The following is a 16,284-nucleotide window of genomic DNA, read 5'->3' on the forward strand; positions in this document are numbered from 1 at the left end:
CGCCCCCCCCCCCCCCCCCCCTCGGCGCGATCAGAAGTTCACCGACGCCGAGACCCGCGCCGTCCGCGGCGCGCCCTGGAACAGGTAGTTGTCCCCCAGGTACTCGCCGACATCCCGCCAGTAGCGGCGGTCGAACAGGTTATCCACCGTCAGTCGCAGCGTGGTGTCGTAGCCAGCGATTCGCGTGCGGTAGCGCGTCCCCACATCGAACACCGTATAACCCCCGGCTTCCACCGTGCCCGCGTAGTTGGCGTACTTGCTGGCGCTGTAGCGCATGCCGCCGAGCAGGGCCAGGCCGGGAACCGGCAGGCTGTAGTCGGCCTGCAGCGAGGCGCGCAGCCGCGGCACGTTAAGGGCCTGATGATCGTCGTAGGCCTCGGTGCCGCTGCCCTTGACCCGGGCGCGGATCGCCGCGGCGCTGGCGTTGATCTGCAGGTCCGAGGTCAGCCAGCCGCTGGCGGACAGCTCCAGGCCGATGTTCTTCTGCTGGCCCTGTTGCACGTAGACAAAATCGCCGCCGTCCGGTTTCGCGTACTGGTAAGCCTGGCGCAACTGGAACAGCGCGGCGCCGAAGCTCATGCGCTGCCAGTCGCGCTTGATGCCGAGTTCGATCTGGTGCGAGGTGGTCGGGGCGAGGATGTCTTCGTTATTGAGCGCGAACCACGGCGCCGTGCCGCCGGACGACAGGCCTTTGCTGTAGCTGGCGTACAGCGAGATATCCGACCGCGGCTTGTAGATCAATGCGGCATTGGGCAGCAGTTCGTACTGGCGGGTTTGCCGGCGCAGCTCGCCGTCTTCGCCGAAGGCTTTTTCGTCCAGGCGCACCACGCGGGAGCCAAGTACGGTCTGCCAGTGTTCGTCGAAGGTGATCCGGTCGCTGAAGAACACGCCGTACTGGCGGCTGTCGAGCCGGCGTTCGCTGTGGCCCGGGGTGCCTGGCGCTGGATCGACGGCGGGGGTGTCCTGATAGATGTTGCCGGTGCCGACCCACTCGTTGAAGGTCGGACGCTGATCGACGGTGCGCCTTTGCGCGCTGCTGCCGACGGTCAGTTCATGGTCAACGCCGAGCGCGGCGAAGCGACCGGTCAACGTTGCCTGCGCTTCATCGGTGCGGCGGGTGTCGTCAGGGCTGCGGAAGTCATAGATGTCATAGTCGCCTTCCGGGCTGAAGTAGTTGGGCACGGCGTCGGCGCCGCAACTGGCCGAACCGTAGCAACCCCAGGCAAACGAACTGTAGTCATCGATCACCACCCGGCTGTGCGACGCGCTGAGCGCTCCGGTCCAGGCCTCGTTGAAGCGGTATTCAAAGCGCCCGCCGAGGTTCAGCGAATCGCTCTTCACCGGCTTGGCCCAGTCCTGCCAGGCCAGGCGGTCTTTCGGGTCGATGCCGTGAGGCAGACTGGTGTTGCCCAGCAACTGGTAACCCGGCACCGAGTATTGCTCGCGGGTCTGATATTCGACGTCCAGTTGCAGCAGCGCATCGGGGTTCATCTGCCAGTCGAAGGCCAGGGAGGCGAAGTCGCGCTTGCCGTCGGCATGGTCGACGTAGCTGCGGATGTCCTCATGGGCCAGGTTGGCGCGCAGGCCAAACTGCCGTTCGCTGCCGAACCAGCCACCGAGGTCGGTGGCGATATAGCGTTCGCCCTGCTCGTTGCTCGACACCGTCACCGAGCGCACGTCCTCGGGCCGCTTGGTCACGTAGTTGATCACGCCGCCGGGTTCGGACACGCCGCTTTGCAGGCCCGATAAACCCTTGAGCAGTTCGACCTGCTGCTTGTTCTCCAGCGCCACGTTCTGTTCGCCGGTGATGGTCTGGCCGTTGATCGTGTAGCTGTGCGCCGCGTCCAGGCTGAAGCCGCGCACCGTGAAGTTTTCGTAGTAGCCGATCGGTGCGTAGCTTTCGCCCACCGAGGCGTCGCTTTGCAGCACTTCGCTGAGCAGGCGCACCTGACGGTCCTTCAACAGTTGCTCGGTGAACACCGACACCGAGGCCGGGGTGTCCAGCAGCGGCGCCGACGAGAAGCCGGCGACCTGGGCCTGGCGTGGCTGGTAACCATCGTTCTGGGTGTCGGAAATGTTCACCGGGGCGAGGGTTACATTGTCTTGGGCGAGGGCAGTCGGAGTGCTCAGGGCCAGGCCGAGGCTCAGCAGGCTGAGGGGCAGGCGGGGGCGTTGCAGGAACATGCGGCAAAACTCCTTGAGGGCCGGCAGCGGGCGCGCCGTTATGACTCGGCGACTACCGAAGACTGAAAGCCCGGTACGGCGACAGGAAGGCGCAAAAAGGGCGCGCAAGTGCGAAAGGCTACTGGCGTTGCGCCAGTGGGCGCCGGAGCGCGGGCGCAATCTTAGCAGGGGCGACCGCGTTGCGGTGCCCCGAATTGCCGTGAGTCTTCTACTGCGGGAAACGAATGGAGAAGGGATTTATTCAGTGACGGGCGGGCGGTTGCGTGTGCTGGCGGCGCCAGGTCCCGTCCAGTTTCGACCAGGTCTTGCTGTCGGTAACGGCCAACAGCTTGCGCCCATCCTTGAAGGTGGCCAGGAAGGTCACCTCCTCATCCTTGCCGCCAAGCCAGAGCCCGGCGAGCAGACCGAAGGGGCCAGCCACCAGTGCACCGGCCATGCCCCAGCCGATGGCGCTGCCGATATTGCGGCTGGACTCCTGATTGGCGACTTGCATGTCCTTGATGCGCGAGAGTGCGATTTTTTCACCCGGTGAGGGGCTTGTGGCGGTCTTGAGTGTGAGCGATCCATTGCGGTACTCGCCTTCACCTTGCAAGAAATCGCCGGACTGAACCGTGAGTCTTGTCATAGGGGTATCCAGGTTGAGAGGGCTGTTGACCAATCCCTACTGAGCGCCCCGGCTACCGCCAAGTCAATCGTCAGGCGACGGAGGGTAATGCATCTGTCAGACAGTACTGACGTGCATCACCCGACGTCCCGCAATACCCCATACCAGCAGTGCCAGCCCACCAATGCCCAGCCCGGCGGTGACGATGCCGTTCCAGCCGTAGGCCTGGAACAATTGAGTACCAAGCAGCGAGCCGATGGCCCCGCCAATGAAGTAGCAGGTGATGTAGCCGGCGTTCAAGCGGTTGCGGGCTTCCGGGCGCAGGGCGATCACGGCGTTCTGGTTACTGACGTGCACCAGTTGCACCGCAAGGTCGAGCAACAGCACACCGGCCAGCAGCGCCGCCAGCGAAGTCGGCGCAAACGCCAGTGGCACCCATGACAGCAACTGGACAAGCAGGCCGAAGGTCGTGCCTTGCGCGCCCTTGCCCTTGTCGGCCAGGCGTCCGCCCAGGTTGGCGGCAAGTGCGCCGGCAGCGCCTGCCAGGCCGAAAAGTCCGATGATGCCATCGGAATACTGATAAGGCTCGGCCTTCAGCAGAAACGCCAGCGGCGTCCAGAACAAGGCGAACAGGCAGAAGGAAAAGGCGCCGAGCAACGAGCGAAGGCGCAGCACCGGCTCGTCGGCGAACAGGCGGAATACCGAGGCGATAAGCGCCGGGTAGGCGAGCCCGGCATGTTGTCGGCGCTGCGGTAATGCGCGGGCGAGGGCGATGGCGCTGACGGCCATCAAGCCGGCGGCGAGCAGGTAAATGCTGCGCCAGTCACCGAGGGTGGCCATGAACCCGGCAGCGGTACGCGCCAGCAGGATGCCCAGCAGCAGGCCACCCATCAACGTGCCCACCACCCGGCCGCGTTCACCCGGATCGCTCAGGCCGGCGGCCATGGGCACCAGTACTTGCGCCACCACCGAGAACAGGCCGGTCAGCGTGGTGCCCACCAACAGCCAGGGCAGGCTGGGGGAAAAGGCACTTATCAACAGGCCGAGGGTGCTGATGGCGATCATGCTGACGATCAGCCGCCGCTGTTCGAACAGGTCGCCGAGCGGTGCCAACAGCAGCAAGCCGGCGCCATAGCTCAGTTGCGCGGCAATGACGATGCCGCCAGCACTGGCGGTGCTCAGGCCGAAATGCTCGGCAATGCTGTGCAGCAGCGGCTGCGCGTAATAGTTGCTGGCGACCGCCAGGCCGGTGGCGGTCGCCATCAGCAGGATCAGTGCACGACTGAGTGGGGCTGTGGAGGTCATGGACCGTCTCGCTATCCGTAGGTGAAGGTGAGCAGTATCGAAAATGCGCTAGCATGACGCCAATGTATCGTTTTCATCCGATCAATCTTGAAATCAGATAGATGAGCATGAACCTTAAACAGATCGAATACGCCTTGGCGGTAGCCGACACCGGCAGCTTCACCCGCGCGGCCGAACGCTGTCACGTGGTGCAGTCGGCGTTGAGCCATCAGATCGCCCGGCTGGAAGAACAACTGGGTGCGCAACTGTTCGAGCGGACCTCGCGCTGGGTGCGCCTGACGCCGGCCGGCGAGGCGTTCGTGCCGAGTGCCCGCACCGCGCTGGAGGCGGCGCGGCGGATTGGCGACGAGGTGGCTGCCGCCTGTGGCGAAGTGCGCGGGCGCTTGTCCATCGGCGAGATCAGTTCGCTGACCGAACTGGACCTGGTGGACCTGCTGGCCGGCTTCCACCACCAGTACCCGCGCGTGGATATCCGCTGGCTGATGGGCAAGAGCGAATTGATGATTGCCGATGTCCGCGAGCGTCGCCTGGATGTGGCGTTTATCGGGGTGTGGCCGGGGGAATCGCTGGAGGGGGTGGAGTGGCGCCTGCTGGCGAAGGAAGAGCTGGTGGCGGTGCTGCCGCCCGATCATCCGCTGGCGGCTGACGAACGCTTGTCCCTGGCGCAACTGGAAGACCAGCCGCTGGCCGACTTCCAGGCCGGAACCGGGGCCCGCCGGCAAACCGACGAGGCGTTTGCCGCTGCCGGCCTGCGTCATCGGGTGCAGTTCGAGGTGGGTACCACCAGCCTGATTGAGCGCTTCGTCCAGCGCGGGCTGGCCGTTGGCCTGGTGCCCGCGCGGATCGCTGCCGGCTTTCAGGCCGTCGTGGCCTTGCCGGTCAGCGATGCGCCGATTCGTCATCTGTATGCCATCTGGTCGAAATCGCCGACCCCGGCCGCCAGTGCGTTCATCCGGTTGCTGGAACAAACCCTGGCCGCACGAGCTGCCGACTGAGGTATCAGGCGGCAAAGCCACCGTCGATGGTCAAGCTGGCACCGGTGATGTAGGCCGCTTCCGGGCCGGCGAGATAGGCGACGAAGCTGGCGATTTCCTCCACCCGGCCATAACGGCCCACCGCCATCAGGCCCATCAGGCTCTCGGCGAACTCGCCTTCGGCGGGGTTCATGTCGGTGTCCACCGGGCCCGGCTGAACGTTGTTGATGGTGATGCCGCGCGGGCCCAGGTCCCGGGCGAGACCGCGGGTCAGGCCGACCAGCGCCGCCTTGCTCATGGCGTAGGGGCCGCCGCCGGCGAAAGGCATGCGCTCGGCGTTGGTGCTGCCGATATTGATGATCCGGCCACCTTCACCCATGTGCCGGGCCGCAGCCTGGGTGGCGACGAACACGCTGCGCACGTTCACGGCGAGGGTGCGATCGAAGTCTTCCAGGCTGAAGTCGTCCAGCGGGCCGACCGCCAGCACGCCGGCATTGTTGACCAGGATATCGATGCGCCCGAACTGCTCGACGGTCAGTGCCACCGCCTGTTGCACCGCCGCCGCGTCGGCGCTGTCGGCCTTGAGTGCGAGGGCCTGACCGCCATTGTTGCGTATCTGCTGTTGCAGGTCGTCGGCCACGGCCTGCGAACTGACGTAGGTGAAGGCGACTGCGGCGCCCTGTTCGGCCAGGCGCTTGACGATGGCTGCGCCGATACCGCGTGAGCCGCCCTGGACCAGTGCTACTTTGCCGCTGAGGCTGGATTGATTCGACATGGTGATGCTCCCGAAAGGACAAGGCCGAGTGCCTTGTTGATGGGCTCAGTATCGGCGCTGGATTACCCTCTGATAATCCACTAATCGCTATAGTCTGAATAAACCACGGGTTTAGAGTGCGCCATGGAAACCTTCACCAGCATCGAATGCTTTATTCGCAGCGCCGAGGTCGGCAGCTTCGCCGAAGCCGCCCGCCGCCTGAGCCTGACGCCTGCCGCGGTGGGCAAGAACGTCGCCGGCCTGGAGGCCCGGCTCGGGGTTCGTCTGTTTCAGCGCAGCACCCGCAGCCTGACCCTGACCGAGTCCGGCCAGCGTTTTCTTGCCGAGGTACGCGACAGCTTCCAGACCATCCAGCACGCCGTGGCCAACCTGGCCAGTGCCGAGGGGCAGCCGGCGGGCACCTTGAAAGTCAGCATGGGCACGGTGTTCGGGCGTTTGTACATCTTGCCGCTGCTGGGAGAATTCCTCCGGCGATTTCCGGCAATCACGCCGGATTGGCACTTTGATAATCGTCAGATCGATCTGATTGCCCAGGGCTTCGATGCGGCCATCGGCGGCGGCTTCGACCTGCCGCCGGGCGTGGTGGCCCGCAAGCTGGCACCCGCGCACCGGGTGCTGGTGGCGTCCGCCGATTATCTGGACAAGTGCGGGGCCGTTCGCGAGCCGGATGATCTGAACAAGGCGGACGGCATCCTGATCCGCTCGCCGCAGACCGGCCGCGTGCGTTCCTGGCCGCTGACCAGTCGCGAGCAGGATCACTCGCCGCTGACCCTGCGCCCGCGCATGACCATGACCGACTCCGAAGCGGCCTGCGCTGCGGCCGAGCAGGGGTTGGGTATCGCCTTGGTGAGCATGCCGTTCGCCGTGCCCTACCTGCAGCGCGGCAGCCTGCTGCGGGTGCTGCCTGACTGGTACGTGGATGACGGCAATATTTCGCTGTATTACGCCCAGCACAAACTGCTGCCGGGCAAGACCCGGGCGTTTGTCGATTTCATCCTGGAGCAGTTTTCCGAACAGGGGCTGGCGCGGCGGTTCGACGCGTTGGCCTGAGTGTTACCAGGCGCTGACGACTTCCTGAACCTGCCGGCCATTGCCCAGCACCAGGGTGATTTCATCACCTTCGAATTTGCCCAGCAGTTGCTGGCCCAGTGGCGAGCGCGGGGTGATCACGGTGACTTTCGATGGTCCCGTGCCGATCTGCAGACCGGCCGCTTCCGGCCCGAGAAACAGCAACTGCTGATGGCCTTGAGCGTCTTCCAGTTGCACCAGATTGCTGATCTGGATGCCACGCTCGGGGTCGTAATCACGCATCGTCAGTTGCTGATACGCCTTGCACGCCTGACGAATCTCTTCCATGCGTCGGGCCTGGCCGGTGGCAAGGTAGGAGGCTTCCAGGCTCAGGGTGTCGTACTTGTTCTCGGCGATGTTTTCTTCCGCCGTGGCCGTTTCATAGGCGGTCTGGGCAGCGCGCTGGATCATGTCCAGGTCAATCTCCAGGCGCTCGATGATGGCTTTCAGCAAATCGGTCTTGTTCATTTCAGCGGCAGAACTCAAGGACATTGGCCCGGCTTTTCTCGTTAGGGGCGGTGCGGTCCTGTTGCAGCCAGAACTGGCACCTGGGGTTGGACAGGTTGCGCGGGTTTTCCTCGGCATGCCTCTGCGCATCATCGATCTGCTGGGTGCGCAGGGCTTGCTGGTACTGGTCGAACATCTGGTTCTGTTCTGGCGATTGTTCCTGCGCGCCCGGCAGGCGGGCCGGTGCAGGCAAGCGGGCTGGCGCGGCGGGTGGTGGTGTTGCGGGCTGGCTGATCACTGCGGCCAGCGGCTCATGCAGGGACGGCACAAATTGCCAGGCGGCCCACAACGTCAGGCCGATAGCGACAACGCCGAGCCACAGGCCCAGTGCCACGCCGAGGGCAAGCGGCAGGATCTTGTGGGAAATTTTCAATTCGCGACGACGCGCTCGGTAGGACATTGCAGCCTCCTGGCCAGGACAGGGACGGGATTGTCGCACGACAGAAGCTGGTTTCCGTTGCCGGCAACACTTTTGTCTGCGCTCGAATATCAGGACAATCGGCGATTATTCGTTTGCGGTGCAAGAGGTGCCTGATATGAAGCCGAGCTGGGATATCTTCTGCTGCGTCGTCGACAACTATGGTGACATCGGCGTCACCTGGCGCCTGGCCCGACAACTGGTGGCCGAGCATGGGCTGAAGGTGCGGCTGTGGGTCGATGAGTTGAACGCGTTCGCTCGCCTGTGTCCGGAAGCTGATCCGCAGGCGGAGCGGCAGTGTTGGGAGGGCGTGGAGGTTTGTCGCTGGGATGCCGAGTGGCAGCCGGTGGCGGTGGCCGATGTGGTGATCGGGGCGTTCGCCTGTCAGATTCCGCAGCCTTATATCGATGCGATGGTCCAGCGGGACAAGCCTGCATTGTGGTTGAACCTCGATTACCTCAGTGCCGAGGACTGGGTCGAAGGCTGTCATGGTCTGCCGTCGCCTCAGCCGAATGGCCTGCGCAAGGTGTTCTTCTTCCCCGGTTTCACCCCGCGCACTGGTGGTCTGCTGCGTGAAGCCGGTTTGCTGGAGCGGCGCGAGGCGTTCGAACAGGACGGGCGCGAGGCATTTTTGCAGCGGCTGGATATCGCACCTGAACCGGGAGCTCGCTTGCTGTCGCTGTTCGCTTATGAAAATCCGGGGCTGGCGAGCTGGCTGCAGGTGCTGTCCGAGGACAGCCGGCCCAACCATGTGCTGGTGCCGGAGGGGCGGGTGCTTGGCGATGTGCGCAACTGGCTGGGGCTGGACGAACTGGGGGTTGGCGAGGTGCATCGGCGCGGGGCGCTGACGGTGCAGATCCTGCCGTTCGTCCGCCAGGACGACTACGACCGGCTGCTCTGGAGCTGCGACTTCAACGCGGTGCGGGGCGAGGACTCCTTCGTCCGTGCGCAATGGGCGGGGCGGCCGCTGCTCTGGCATATCTATGTGCAGGAGGAGTACGCGCATTGGGAGAAGCTCGAAGCATTTCTCGATCTCTACACGCCGGGTTTGTCGGCCCCCGCGGCGGTGGCGCTGGTCGAGTTGTGGCGCGCCTGGAACATGGATCGCGATATGGGCGAGGCGTGGAAAGCGCTGTTGCAACACTGGGACGAACTGGCCGCTCATGCCCGTAAATGGTGCTCGGAACAGGCCGCTGGACCGGACCTTGCCACGACGCTGGTACAGTTTTACCGAAATTGGATATGATATGCGGCCTCGATTTTTATAAATCCATCCAAATTCGGATACTTCGTAATGAAAACTGGTAAAGAGCTGAAACCCGGTACCGTACTGCGGATCGACAACGACCCGTGGCTGGTGCAAAAAGCTGAGTTCACCAAATCGGGTCGTAACAGCGCGATCATGAAGACCAAGCTGAAGAACCTGCTGACCGGCTACAAGACTGAAACCGTCTACTCTGCCGATGACAAGCTGGACGACGTGATCCTGGATCGCAAAGAAGCGACCCTGTCGTTCATCAGCGGTGACACCTACACCTTCATGGACACCACCGACTACACCATGTACGAGCTGAACGCCGAAGACATCGAGGCCGTTCTGCCGTTCATCGAAGAAGGCATGACCGACGTCTGCGAAGCCGTGTTCTTCGAAGACCGTCTGGTTTCGGTTGAACTGCCGACCACTATCGTTCGCCAGGTTGACTACACCGAAGGTTCCGCCCGTGGCGACACTTCCGGCAAGGTCATGAAACCTGCCAAGCTGAAGAACGGTACCGAATTGAGCGTTGCTGATTTCATCGAAATCGGCGACCTGATCGAGATCGACACCCGCGAAGGTGGTTCCTACAAGGGCCGCGCCAAGTAAGACTGGCGGCTTCGCAAAAAACCCGGCCTTGGCCGGGTTTTTTTATGCCTGGAAAACGCTTCAGACACTGACGTGCAAGCGCACATCGACATTGCCGCGAGTGGCGTTGGAGTACGGGCACACCTTGTGTGCGGCGTCCACCAGAGCCTGGGCGTCAGCGTGTTCCAGGCCGGGCAGGCTGATACGCAGGTCGATGTCGAGACCGAAACCGCCTTCGATCTGGCCGATGCCCACTTCCGCAGTGATCGCAGCATCTGCTGGCAGTTGGCGTTTGCCTTGTGCTGCAACGAACTTCAGCGCGCCGATGAAGCAGGCCGAGTAACCGGCGGCAAACAGTTGCTCGGGGTTGGTTGCTGCGCCGCCGGCACCGCCGAGTTCCTTGGGCGTAGCCAGTTTCACGTCGAGGATACCGTCGTTGGAAACGGCACGGCCGTCGCGGCCACCGGTGGAGGTTACGTGTGCGATGTAGAGCGATTTCATGGAGGTGTCCTCTAACGTTGATCGTGTGTGGCGTCGTGTGTGGCGCCGTCTGGGTACGGAGATAAAATTAGTTCACAAATATTTAGTGCGCAAGATAAATTTCCGAATTTTTCCCAACGGTCGTTGCGACGGGGCTGGTCATCAGGCCAGAAACCCCTTCGCAGAGCGGTCAGAGACTTTTTTGCAGGTTGTCGCGCAGCTCCAGCAATTGCGCCTGCAGGGCCTTGAGGCGTTCGACCGACTGACCGCTGGCGCCGAGAATGCAATGCGGCACGCGGCGGGCCTGTTCCTGCAAGGCGCGCCCGGCATCGGTGAGTTCGACGATCACCACGCGCTCGTCTTCGCGGCTGCGGGTGCGCTTGAGCAGGCCCTCGGCTTCCAGGCGCTTGAGCAGCGGGGTGAGGGAGCCGGGATCGGTGAGCAGGCGATGGCTGATCTCGCCGACGGTCAACGCGTCCTGTTCCCACAGCACCAACATGGCCAGGTACTGTGGATAAGTCAGTCCCAGCTCGTTCAGCAGTGGCTTGTAGACCTTGGTCATCAACAAGGAGGTGGAGTGCAGGGCGAAGCACACCTGATTGTCGAGCAGCAACTCGTCGCAGTTGTCGGAGGCTTTGGTGTCAGCGTTCATGCAAATCCTTTTCTTCGGTGGACCCTTGGATGTTAGCACGCAAGATTTTAGTGCGATCGCCAGCTCAGTTCGCTCTGTAGGGCCAGATCCCAGGGCGGAACCGGGCTGAAGCGGCTCTTGAGGAATTCGAGCAGCAAACGGCTCCGAGAGTTCGTTTCATGTTCCAGGCGCAGTGCGTAGATGCCACTGGTTTCGGCTTGCGGCAGGCCGTTTTCGCAGAACAGCGGCAGCAATTCGCCGCGCAGCAGGTACTCGCTGACCAGCCAGGTGGGCAAGTGGGCGATGCCGAGGCCGGCGAGGGCGCCGAACAACAGGGTTTCCGCGTTGTTGGCGGTCATGCGCATGCGCGAGGGGCGGAACACCCGCATCTGGCCGTCCACCTCGAAGCGCCAGGCAAACGGCGGGGCCAGGCCGTCCCAGTCCAGGCCGTCGTGTTGTACCAGTTCGAGCGGGCTGGCCGGCACGCCGCGTTGACGCAGGTAGGCCGGACTGGCGCAGGCGATGCGCACCATGTACGCCAATGGCGTGGCCACCAGCCGGGTGTCGGCCAGCGGGCCGGCGCGCAACACCAGATCTACCTCGCCCAAGTGGGAGCCGTGCATGTCGACGAAACTGTCGATCAGGCGTAACTGCACGTCCAGGCCCGGGTAGGCGACCAGGAAATCGGCGATCGCCGGCGCCAGGTGCCGGCGCCCGAAGGCTGCGGGGGCGTCCATGCGGATCAGGCCTTCCGGCGCATTGCTGAGCGACACCGCTTCGGCCCGGGCCAGCCGCAGTTCTTCGACGATGCGTCGGGCCCGCTCGGCGAAGGCGACGCCGGCCGGGGTCGGGCGTACCGCGTGGGTGCTGCGCACGAACAGGCGGCTACCGACCGCGTTTTCCAGATTGTCGATGCGTCGCGCTACTGCCGACGGCGTCAATGGATGGCGGCGGGAGGCGGCGGAAAAGCTGCTGGTTTCCAGCACATCGAGGAACAGAGTGAGCTGTTCGGTCAGGGCATCAGGGTTCATCAGTGGGCTCGCTTATGCGAAATCGGCAAAGCCATTGTGCGTTGCTGTGCGTTTCCCCGCTAGACCGGTCCCGGTAGCATGCCGCGATTGGTTATTGAATCGAGGCCGGCATGATCGAGTGGTTGATGTATATCGTCCTGGGCGCAGCTCTGGGCACGGTGGGAGGGTTGTTCGGCATTGGTGGTGGTCTGATCGCGATTCCAGCGTTGGGCGTGTTGTTCGGCCTGGATCAGCAACTCGCCCAAGGCACGGCGTTGGTGATGGTGGTGCCCAATGTGATGCTGGCGCTGTGGCGCTATCACCAGCGCAACCGCATTGAGTTGCGCCATGCGTTGCCGCTGGCCGCCGCCGGTTTTGTCTTCGCCTGGCTCGGGTCGATCTGGGCGGTGGGGCTGGACGCGAGGGCGATGCGCATTGGTTTCGTGGCGTTTCTGGTTGCCCTGGCAGCCTGGAATCTGTTGCGGATGTTCCTGCGCAGCAAGCCAGCGTCCAGTGAACTGCGCCATCCGTGGCCATGGCTGGGCGTGCTCGGCAGTTTTTCCGGGGTGATGGGCGGTCTGTTCGGCGTGGGTGGCGCAGTGGTGGCGACTCCGGTGCTGACCAGCGTTTTCGGCACTACTCAGGTGGTCGCTCAAGGCCTGTCGCTGGCGCTGGCACTGCCCAGTACCGCCGTGACCCTGTTCACCTACGGCGTGCACCAGCATGTCGACTGGGCCATGGGCATTCCGCTGGCAGCCGGCGGCCTGCTCAGCATCAGTTGGGGCGTGAAACTGGCCCACGCCATGCCGGAAAAAGTTCTGCGCTCGCTGTTTTGCGGCTTCCTGGTGGTCTGCGCGTTGATGCTGGGGTTCAAGATCTGATCGCTGCTGCTGCAAGAAAATGAGTCGCCGCCCCGGTGTTCCGCGGCTACTGTAGTGGGCCTGTTCACAAGGAGTCAGGCATGCCCACCGCGCAGTCCTTTTCGCTGAGCCAGGCGCGACGCCTGGCACTCACCGCCCAGGGATTCTCCCGCCCGCCGCTTGGCCAACCGCCGGGCACCGCGCAACTGGCGCGCATGCTGCGGCGTTTGGGCGTGGTGCAGATCGATTCGGTCAACGCGCTGGTGCGCTCCCACTACCTGCCGCTGTTTTCCCGTCTGGGCGATTATTCCTCTGAAACCTTCGATCAATTGGCCTGGGGCCGTGGCCGTCAGCGCAAGCTGTTCGAGTATTGGGGGCATGAAGCGTCGTTGCTGCCGCTGGAACTGTATCCGCTGCTGCGCTGGCGCATGCAGCGCTCGCGTCAGGGCCAGGGCATCTATCGGCAACTGGCGGAATTCGGTCTCGAACAGCAGGCGACTATTGCTCGGGTGCTCGCCGCGGTAACCGAGCAGGGCGCGCTGGGCGCCGGCAGCCTCTCGACTCGCCAGGAGCGCGCCGGGCCGTGGTGGGACTGGAGCGCTGAAAAGCTCGCGCTGGAATGGCTATTCGCCGCTGGCGAGGTCACCGTCGCCGGCCGTCGCGGCTTCGAGCGGCTTTACGATCTGCCGGAACGGGTGCTGCCGGCGTCGTTGCTCGCGCAGCCGGTTCCCGATGAAGCCGAGGCCCAGCGCGGTTTGCTGTTGCACGCTGCACAGGCGCTGGGCGTGGCGACCGAGAAAGACCTGCGTGACTACTTCCGCCTCTCGCCCGCCGACAGCCGTCAGCGTCTGCACGAACTGGTCGAGGACGGTCGCTTGCAGCGTTGCCAGGTTCAGGGCTGGTCCCAGTCGGCTTACTGCCTCGATCGCCCGCGCATACCGCGCAAGGTCGAAACCAGTGCCTTGCTGTCGCCTTTCGACTCGTTGGTGTGGGAGCGTGACCGCACCGAACGGCTATTCGATTTCCGCTACCGGCTGGAAATCTACACCCCGGCGCACAAGCGCGTTTACGGCTATTACGTGTTGCCGTTCCTGCACCACGAACGGATTGCCGCGCGGGTTGATTTGCGCGCCGAACGTGCGCACCAGCGTCTGGCTGTGTACGCGTTGCACGAGGAACAACAGGGGCTGGATGAGCAGGGGATAGAGGCCCTGGCCGTCAGTCTCTGGCGACTGGCAGGCTGGCTGGGCCTGGAGCGGGTGCAGATCAATTGTGCCCGGGCCGGCACCGCGCGTTTGCGCGCAGCGCTGGCCCGGGTCGAACTCAGCGGCGAACCTGCTTGAGGGTTTCGGCGATGAGGAATGCCAGCTCCAGCGACTGATCGGCGTTCATCCGCGGGTCGCAATGGGTGTGGTAGCGGTCGGACAGGGCATCTTCGGTGATCGGCCGGGCGCCGCCGATGCATTCGGTGACGTTCTGCCCGGTCATCTCGATATGGATGCCGCCTGCATGGGTGCCCTCGGCCTGGTGCACCTGGAAGAACTGCTTCACCTCGCTGAGAATCTGCGCGAAGTCGCGGGTCTTGTAGCCGCTGCTGGCCTTGATCGTGTTGCCGTGCATCGGGTCCGAGCTCCACAGCACCTGGCGACCTTCGCGCTCGACGCTGCGGATCAGCCCCGGCAGGTGATCGCCGACCTTCTCCGCGCCCATACGCACGATCAGGTTCAGCCGGCCCGGGTCGTTGCTGGGGTTGAGGATGTCGATCAGGCGGATCAGGTCTTCGGTATTCATGCTCGGGCCGACCTTGACCCCGATCGGGTTGTTCACCCCGCGCAGGAATTCGACATGGGCGCCGTCCAGCTGGCGCGTGCGGTCGCCGATCCAGAGCATGTGCGCCGAACAGTCGAACCAGTCGCCGGTGAGGCTGTCCTGGCGCACGAAAGCCTCTTCGTAATTCAGCAGCAGCGCTTCGTGGGCGGTGAAGAAGCTGGTCTCGCGCAGTTGCGGCGAGCTGTCCATGCCGCAGGCGCGCATGAACGCCAGGGTTTCGTCGATGCGGTCGGCCAGTTGGCTGTATTTCTCGGCAAGGGCCGAGTTGGCGATGAAGTCCAGGTTCCACTTGTGCACCTGGTGCAGGTCGGCGAATCCGCCCTGGGCAAAGGCGCGCAGCAGGTTGAGGGTGGCGGTGGCCTGGTGGTAGGCCTGCAGCAGACGCTCGGGGTCGGGCACCCGGCTTGGCTCGTCGAAGCCGATGCCGTTGACGATGTCGCCGCGGTAGGCGGGCAGGGTGATGCCGTTGATGGTTTCGTCATTGGCCGAGCGCGGCTTGGCGAACTGTCCGGCCATGCGCCCGACTTTCACCACCGGGCAGCCGGCGGCGAAGGTCATGACGATCGCCATCTGCAGCAGCACCTTGAAGGTGTCGCGGATTTTCGCCGCCGAAAACTCGGCAAAACTCTCCGCGCAGTCACCGCCTTGCAGCAGGAAGGCCCGGCCCTGGGTGACTTCGGCGAACTGCCGGCGCAGCTCGCGGGCTTCCCCGGCGAAGACCAGCGGCGGGTAGCTGGCCAGGGTCTGTTCGACCTTGAGCAGGCGCGCGGCGTCGGGGTAGGTCGGTTGTTGCTGGATCGGCAAGGCGCGCCAGCTATCGGGACTCCAGGGTTGGCTCATCACAGGCTCTGTCTTGTTATCGCAAAGAAGCGGAAAGGTCTGCCGCCATGCTATCACCAGGCACACGCCTTGTTGCACTGGACACATTGGCGGACAATGGCGCCTTTTGCTTGGGCACGCAGGTTGCCGGGAGACAGCATGACAGACCGGGAAGAGCGGCTGCTGGCGCAGGTCCACGATCAATTCGGCACCATCAGTGTGTTCGAGGTCGAGGACTACCGCTTTCTCGAATTCGGCGAAGCGATCGAGCAAAGCTGCGTCTTTACCGCTGACCCGAGCTGGCTGGAATACGACTACACCCGCGCCATGTTCATTGGCGCGCTGTGCCATGAGCTGCCGGAAAGCGCGCTGTTTCTCGGCCTCGGTGCCGGCACGCTGACCCAGGCCTGCCTGAAGTTCCTGCCGCTGGAGGACGTCGAGGCCATCGAGCTGCGTCCCGACGTGCCGCGCCTCGCCATCGAATACCTCGGTCTGGATGACGACCCGCGTCTGTATATCCGCGTCGGTGATGCGATGGAACTGCTGCCAACTGCGGAAATGGCTGACCTGATTTTCGTCGATCTCTACACTGACCACGGCCCGGGCGTTGCGCATCTGGCCTGGAGCTTCCTGGAAAACTGTCAGAAACATCTGAATCCGGGCGGCTGGCTGGTGATCAACCAGTGGGCCGGCGATGACGGCAAGCCACTGGGCGCGGCACTCCTGCGCGGGCTCTACCATCGTCATTACTGGGAGCTGCCGGTGAAGGAGGGCAATGTGATCCTGCTGGTGCCGGCCGACCTTGACCAGACCCTTGACCAGGCCGGCCTGCGGGCCCGCGCCGAGGCCCTGGCGCCGCGCCTGGGCTACTCGCTGCAACCGTTGATCGAGGTGATTCGTCCGGCATCCTGAATAAAACGTTTCAGCTATCAGCCCCAGTGTCAGGCACTCCTGGGGCCTTGGAGTTCGGCAAGGC

Annotated in this window: 17 protein-coding genes; 7 read left to right on the forward strand and 10 right to left on the reverse strand. The window is 63.9% G+C overall.

Annotated features, from left to right (window positions below; genetic code table 11):
• Positions 1-30: 30 nt before the first annotated feature.
• The 3 genes from NTD82_RS05670 to NTD82_RS05680 form a co-directional block, all read right to left on the reverse strand.
• Positions 31-2,184, reverse strand: a complete 2,154-nt coding sequence (locus NTD82_RS05670) for a TonB-dependent siderophore receptor (RefSeq protein WP_262128048.1) — start codon at positions 2,182-2,184, stop codon at positions 31-33.
• A gap of 241 nt (positions 2,185-2,425) precedes the next feature.
• Complete coding sequence (locus tag NTD82_RS05675; RefSeq protein ID WP_110969332.1) at positions 2,426-2,809, reverse strand: hypothetical protein; 384 nt, start codon at positions 2,807-2,809, stop codon at positions 2,426-2,428.
• A gap of 96 nt (positions 2,810-2,905) precedes the next feature.
• Positions 2,906-4,093, reverse strand: coding sequence for an MFS transporter (locus NTD82_RS05680; RefSeq protein WP_262128049.1), 1,188 nt, complete (start codon positions 4,091-4,093; stop codon positions 2,906-2,908).
• 107 nt (positions 4,094-4,200) lie between these two features.
• On the opposite strand from NTD82_RS05680, the gene NTD82_RS05685 reads away from it, so the two are divergent.
• Entirely contained in the window at positions 4,201-5,088 is an 888-nt protein-coding gene (locus NTD82_RS05685) for a LysR family transcriptional regulator (protein WP_262128050.1), read from the forward strand.
• A gap of 4 nt (positions 5,089-5,092) precedes the next feature.
• Here NTD82_RS05685 and NTD82_RS05690 read toward each other — a convergent pair whose 3' ends face one another.
• On the reverse strand, positions 5,093-5,842 hold the full coding sequence (locus NTD82_RS05690; RefSeq protein WP_095155572.1) for a 3-oxoacyl-ACP reductase family protein: 750 nt from the start codon (positions 5,840-5,842) through the stop codon (positions 5,093-5,095).
• Positions 5,843-5,965: 123 nt separating this feature from the next.
• Here NTD82_RS05690 and NTD82_RS05695 point away from each other — a divergent pair, with 123 nt between their 5' ends.
• A complete protein-coding gene (locus NTD82_RS05695; RefSeq protein WP_262128051.1) occupies positions 5,966-6,892 on the forward strand; it encodes a LysR family transcriptional regulator in 927 nt (308 codons plus the stop codon).
• A 3-nt stretch (positions 6,893-6,895) separates the two neighbouring features.
• Here the strand turns inward: NTD82_RS05695 and NTD82_RS05700 are convergent, their stop codons facing one another.
• Positions 6,896-7,378 carry a GreA/GreB family elongation factor gene (locus NTD82_RS05700; RefSeq protein ID WP_262128052.1) on the reverse strand — a complete coding sequence of 161 codons (483 nt, stop codon included), beginning with the start codon at positions 7,376-7,378 and terminating at the stop codon, positions 6,896-6,898.
• 1 nt (position 7,379) lies between these two features.
• A complete protein-coding gene (locus tag NTD82_RS05705; RefSeq protein ID WP_095155575.1) occupies positions 7,380-7,817 on the reverse strand; it encodes a hypothetical protein in 438 nt (145 codons plus the stop codon).
• A 136-nt stretch (positions 7,818-7,953) separates the two neighbouring features.
• Between NTD82_RS05705 and earP the strand changes: the two genes are divergently transcribed.
• On the forward strand, positions 7,954-9,081 hold the full coding sequence (gene earP / locus NTD82_RS05710; RefSeq protein WP_262128053.1) for an elongation factor P maturation arginine rhamnosyltransferase EarP: 1,128 nt from the start codon (positions 7,954-7,956) through the stop codon (positions 9,079-9,081).
• 48 nt (positions 9,082-9,129) lie between these two features.
• Positions 9,130-9,699 carry an elongation factor P gene (locus NTD82_RS05715; protein ID WP_095155577.1) on the forward strand — a complete coding sequence of 190 codons (570 nt, stop codon included), beginning with the start codon at positions 9,130-9,132 and terminating at the stop codon, positions 9,697-9,699.
• A 60-nt stretch (positions 9,700-9,759) separates the two neighbouring features.
• On the opposite strand, the gene NTD82_RS05720 is transcribed toward NTD82_RS05715, so the two are convergent.
• The 3 genes from NTD82_RS05720 to NTD82_RS05730 all read right to left on the reverse strand — a co-directional run bounded on the left by NTD82_RS05720 (position 9,760) and on the right by NTD82_RS05730 (position 11,820).
• Entirely contained in the window at positions 9,760-10,179 is a 420-nt protein-coding gene (locus NTD82_RS05720) for an organic hydroperoxide resistance protein (protein ID WP_095155578.1), read from the reverse strand.
• Positions 10,180-10,348: 169 nt separating this feature from the next.
• Complete coding sequence (locus NTD82_RS05725) at positions 10,349-10,810, reverse strand: MarR family winged helix-turn-helix transcriptional regulator (protein ID WP_095155579.1); 462 nt, start codon at positions 10,808-10,810, stop codon at positions 10,349-10,351.
• Between the two features lie 47 nt (positions 10,811-10,857).
• The gene (locus NTD82_RS05730) at positions 10,858-11,820 is read right to left on the reverse strand and encodes a LysR family transcriptional regulator (RefSeq protein ID WP_262128054.1); all 963 of its coding nucleotides are present in this window, start codon (positions 11,818-11,820) and stop codon (positions 10,858-10,860) included.
• Between the two features lie 110 nt (positions 11,821-11,930).
• Here NTD82_RS05730 and NTD82_RS05735 point away from each other — a divergent pair, with 110 nt between their 5' ends.
• Both NTD82_RS05735 and NTD82_RS05740 read left to right on the forward strand, forming a co-directional pair.
• Positions 11,931-12,680 (forward strand): sulfite exporter TauE/SafE family protein, encoded by a 750-nt coding sequence (locus tag NTD82_RS05735; RefSeq protein WP_095155581.1) that lies wholly within the window; start codon positions 11,931-11,933, stop codon positions 12,678-12,680.
• 80 nt (positions 12,681-12,760) lie between these two features.
• Positions 12,761-14,002: a winged helix-turn-helix domain-containing protein gene (locus tag NTD82_RS05740; protein ID WP_095155582.1), complete on the forward strand. Its 1,242-nt coding sequence runs from the start codon at positions 12,761-12,763 to the stop codon at positions 14,000-14,002.
• Here NTD82_RS05740 and NTD82_RS05745 read toward each other — a convergent pair.
• The gene (locus NTD82_RS05745) at positions 13,983-15,329 is read right to left on the reverse strand and encodes a class II 3-deoxy-7-phosphoheptulonate synthase (protein WP_262128055.1); all 1,347 of its coding nucleotides are present in this window, start codon (positions 15,327-15,329) and stop codon (positions 13,983-13,985) included. The genes NTD82_RS05740 and NTD82_RS05745 overlap by 20 nt on opposite strands.
• A 138-nt stretch (positions 15,330-15,467) precedes the next feature.
• Here NTD82_RS05745 and NTD82_RS05750 point away from each other — a divergent pair, with 138 nt between their 5' ends.
• Positions 15,468-16,220, forward strand: a complete 753-nt coding sequence (locus NTD82_RS05750) for a spermidine synthase (protein WP_095155584.1) — start codon at positions 15,468-15,470, stop codon at positions 16,218-16,220.
• Positions 16,221-16,284: the final 64 nt, after the last annotated feature.

Source organism: Pseudomonas sp. 5P_5.1_Bac1 (genome assembly GCF_025466015.1).
Classification (GTDB): Bacteria; Pseudomonadota; Gammaproteobacteria; order Pseudomonadales; family Pseudomonadaceae; genus Aquipseudomonas.

Excerpts from the sequence above, each read along its gene's own strand:
- NTD82_RS05680 (WP_262128049.1), bottom strand. The coding sequence starts at position 4,093 with ATGACCTCCACAGCCCCACTCAGTCGTGCACTGATCCTGCTGATGGCG.
- NTD82_RS05695 (WP_262128051.1), top strand. The coding sequence starts at position 5,966 with ATGGAAACCTTCACCAGCATCGAATGCTTTATTCGCAGCGCCGAGGTC.
- NTD82_RS05730 (WP_262128054.1), bottom strand. The coding sequence starts at position 11,820 with ATGAACCCTGATGCCCTGACCGAACAGCTCACTCTGTTCCTCGATGTG.
- NTD82_RS05715 (WP_095155577.1), top strand. The coding sequence starts at position 9,130 with ATGAAAACTGGTAAAGAGCTGAAACCCGGTACCGTACTGCGGATCGAC.
- NTD82_RS05720 (WP_095155578.1), bottom strand. The coding sequence starts at position 10,179 with ATGAAATCGCTCTACATCGCACACGTAACCTCCACCGGTGGCCGCGAC.
- NTD82_RS05735 (WP_095155581.1), top strand. The coding sequence starts at position 11,931 with ATGATCGAGTGGTTGATGTATATCGTCCTGGGCGCAGCTCTGGGCACG.
- NTD82_RS05700 (WP_262128052.1), bottom strand. The coding sequence starts at position 7,378 with ATGAACAAGACCGATTTGCTGAAAGCCATCATCGAGCGCCTGGAGATT.
- NTD82_RS05740 (WP_095155582.1), top strand. The coding sequence starts at position 12,761 with ATGCCCACCGCGCAGTCCTTTTCGCTGAGCCAGGCGCGACGCCTGGCA.
- NTD82_RS05675 (WP_110969332.1), bottom strand. The coding sequence starts at position 2,809 with ATGACAAGACTCACGGTTCAGTCCGGCGATTTCTTGCAAGGTGAAGGC.
- NTD82_RS05685 (WP_262128050.1), top strand. The coding sequence starts at position 4,201 with ATGAACCTTAAACAGATCGAATACGCCTTGGCGGTAGCCGACACCGGC.
- NTD82_RS05670 (WP_262128048.1), bottom strand. The coding sequence starts at position 2,184 with ATGTTCCTGCAACGCCCCCGCCTGCCCCTCAGCCTGCTGAGCCTCGGC.
- NTD82_RS05750 (WP_095155584.1), top strand. The coding sequence starts at position 15,468 with ATGACAGACCGGGAAGAGCGGCTGCTGGCGCAGGTCCACGATCAATTC.
- NTD82_RS05725 (WP_095155579.1), bottom strand. The coding sequence starts at position 10,810 with ATGAACGCTGACACCAAAGCCTCCGACAACTGCGACGAGTTGCTGCTC.
- NTD82_RS05745 (WP_262128055.1), bottom strand. The coding sequence starts at position 15,329 with ATGAGCCAACCCTGGAGTCCCGATAGCTGGCGCGCCTTGCCGATCCAG.
- earP (WP_262128053.1), top strand. The coding sequence starts at position 7,954 with ATGAAGCCGAGCTGGGATATCTTCTGCTGCGTCGTCGACAACTATGGT.
- NTD82_RS05690 (WP_095155572.1), bottom strand. The coding sequence starts at position 5,842 with ATGTCGAATCAATCCAGCCTCAGCGGCAAAGTAGCACTGGTCCAGGGC.
- NTD82_RS05705 (WP_095155575.1), bottom strand. The coding sequence starts at position 7,817 with ATGTCCTACCGAGCGCGTCGTCGCGAATTGAAAATTTCCCACAAGATC.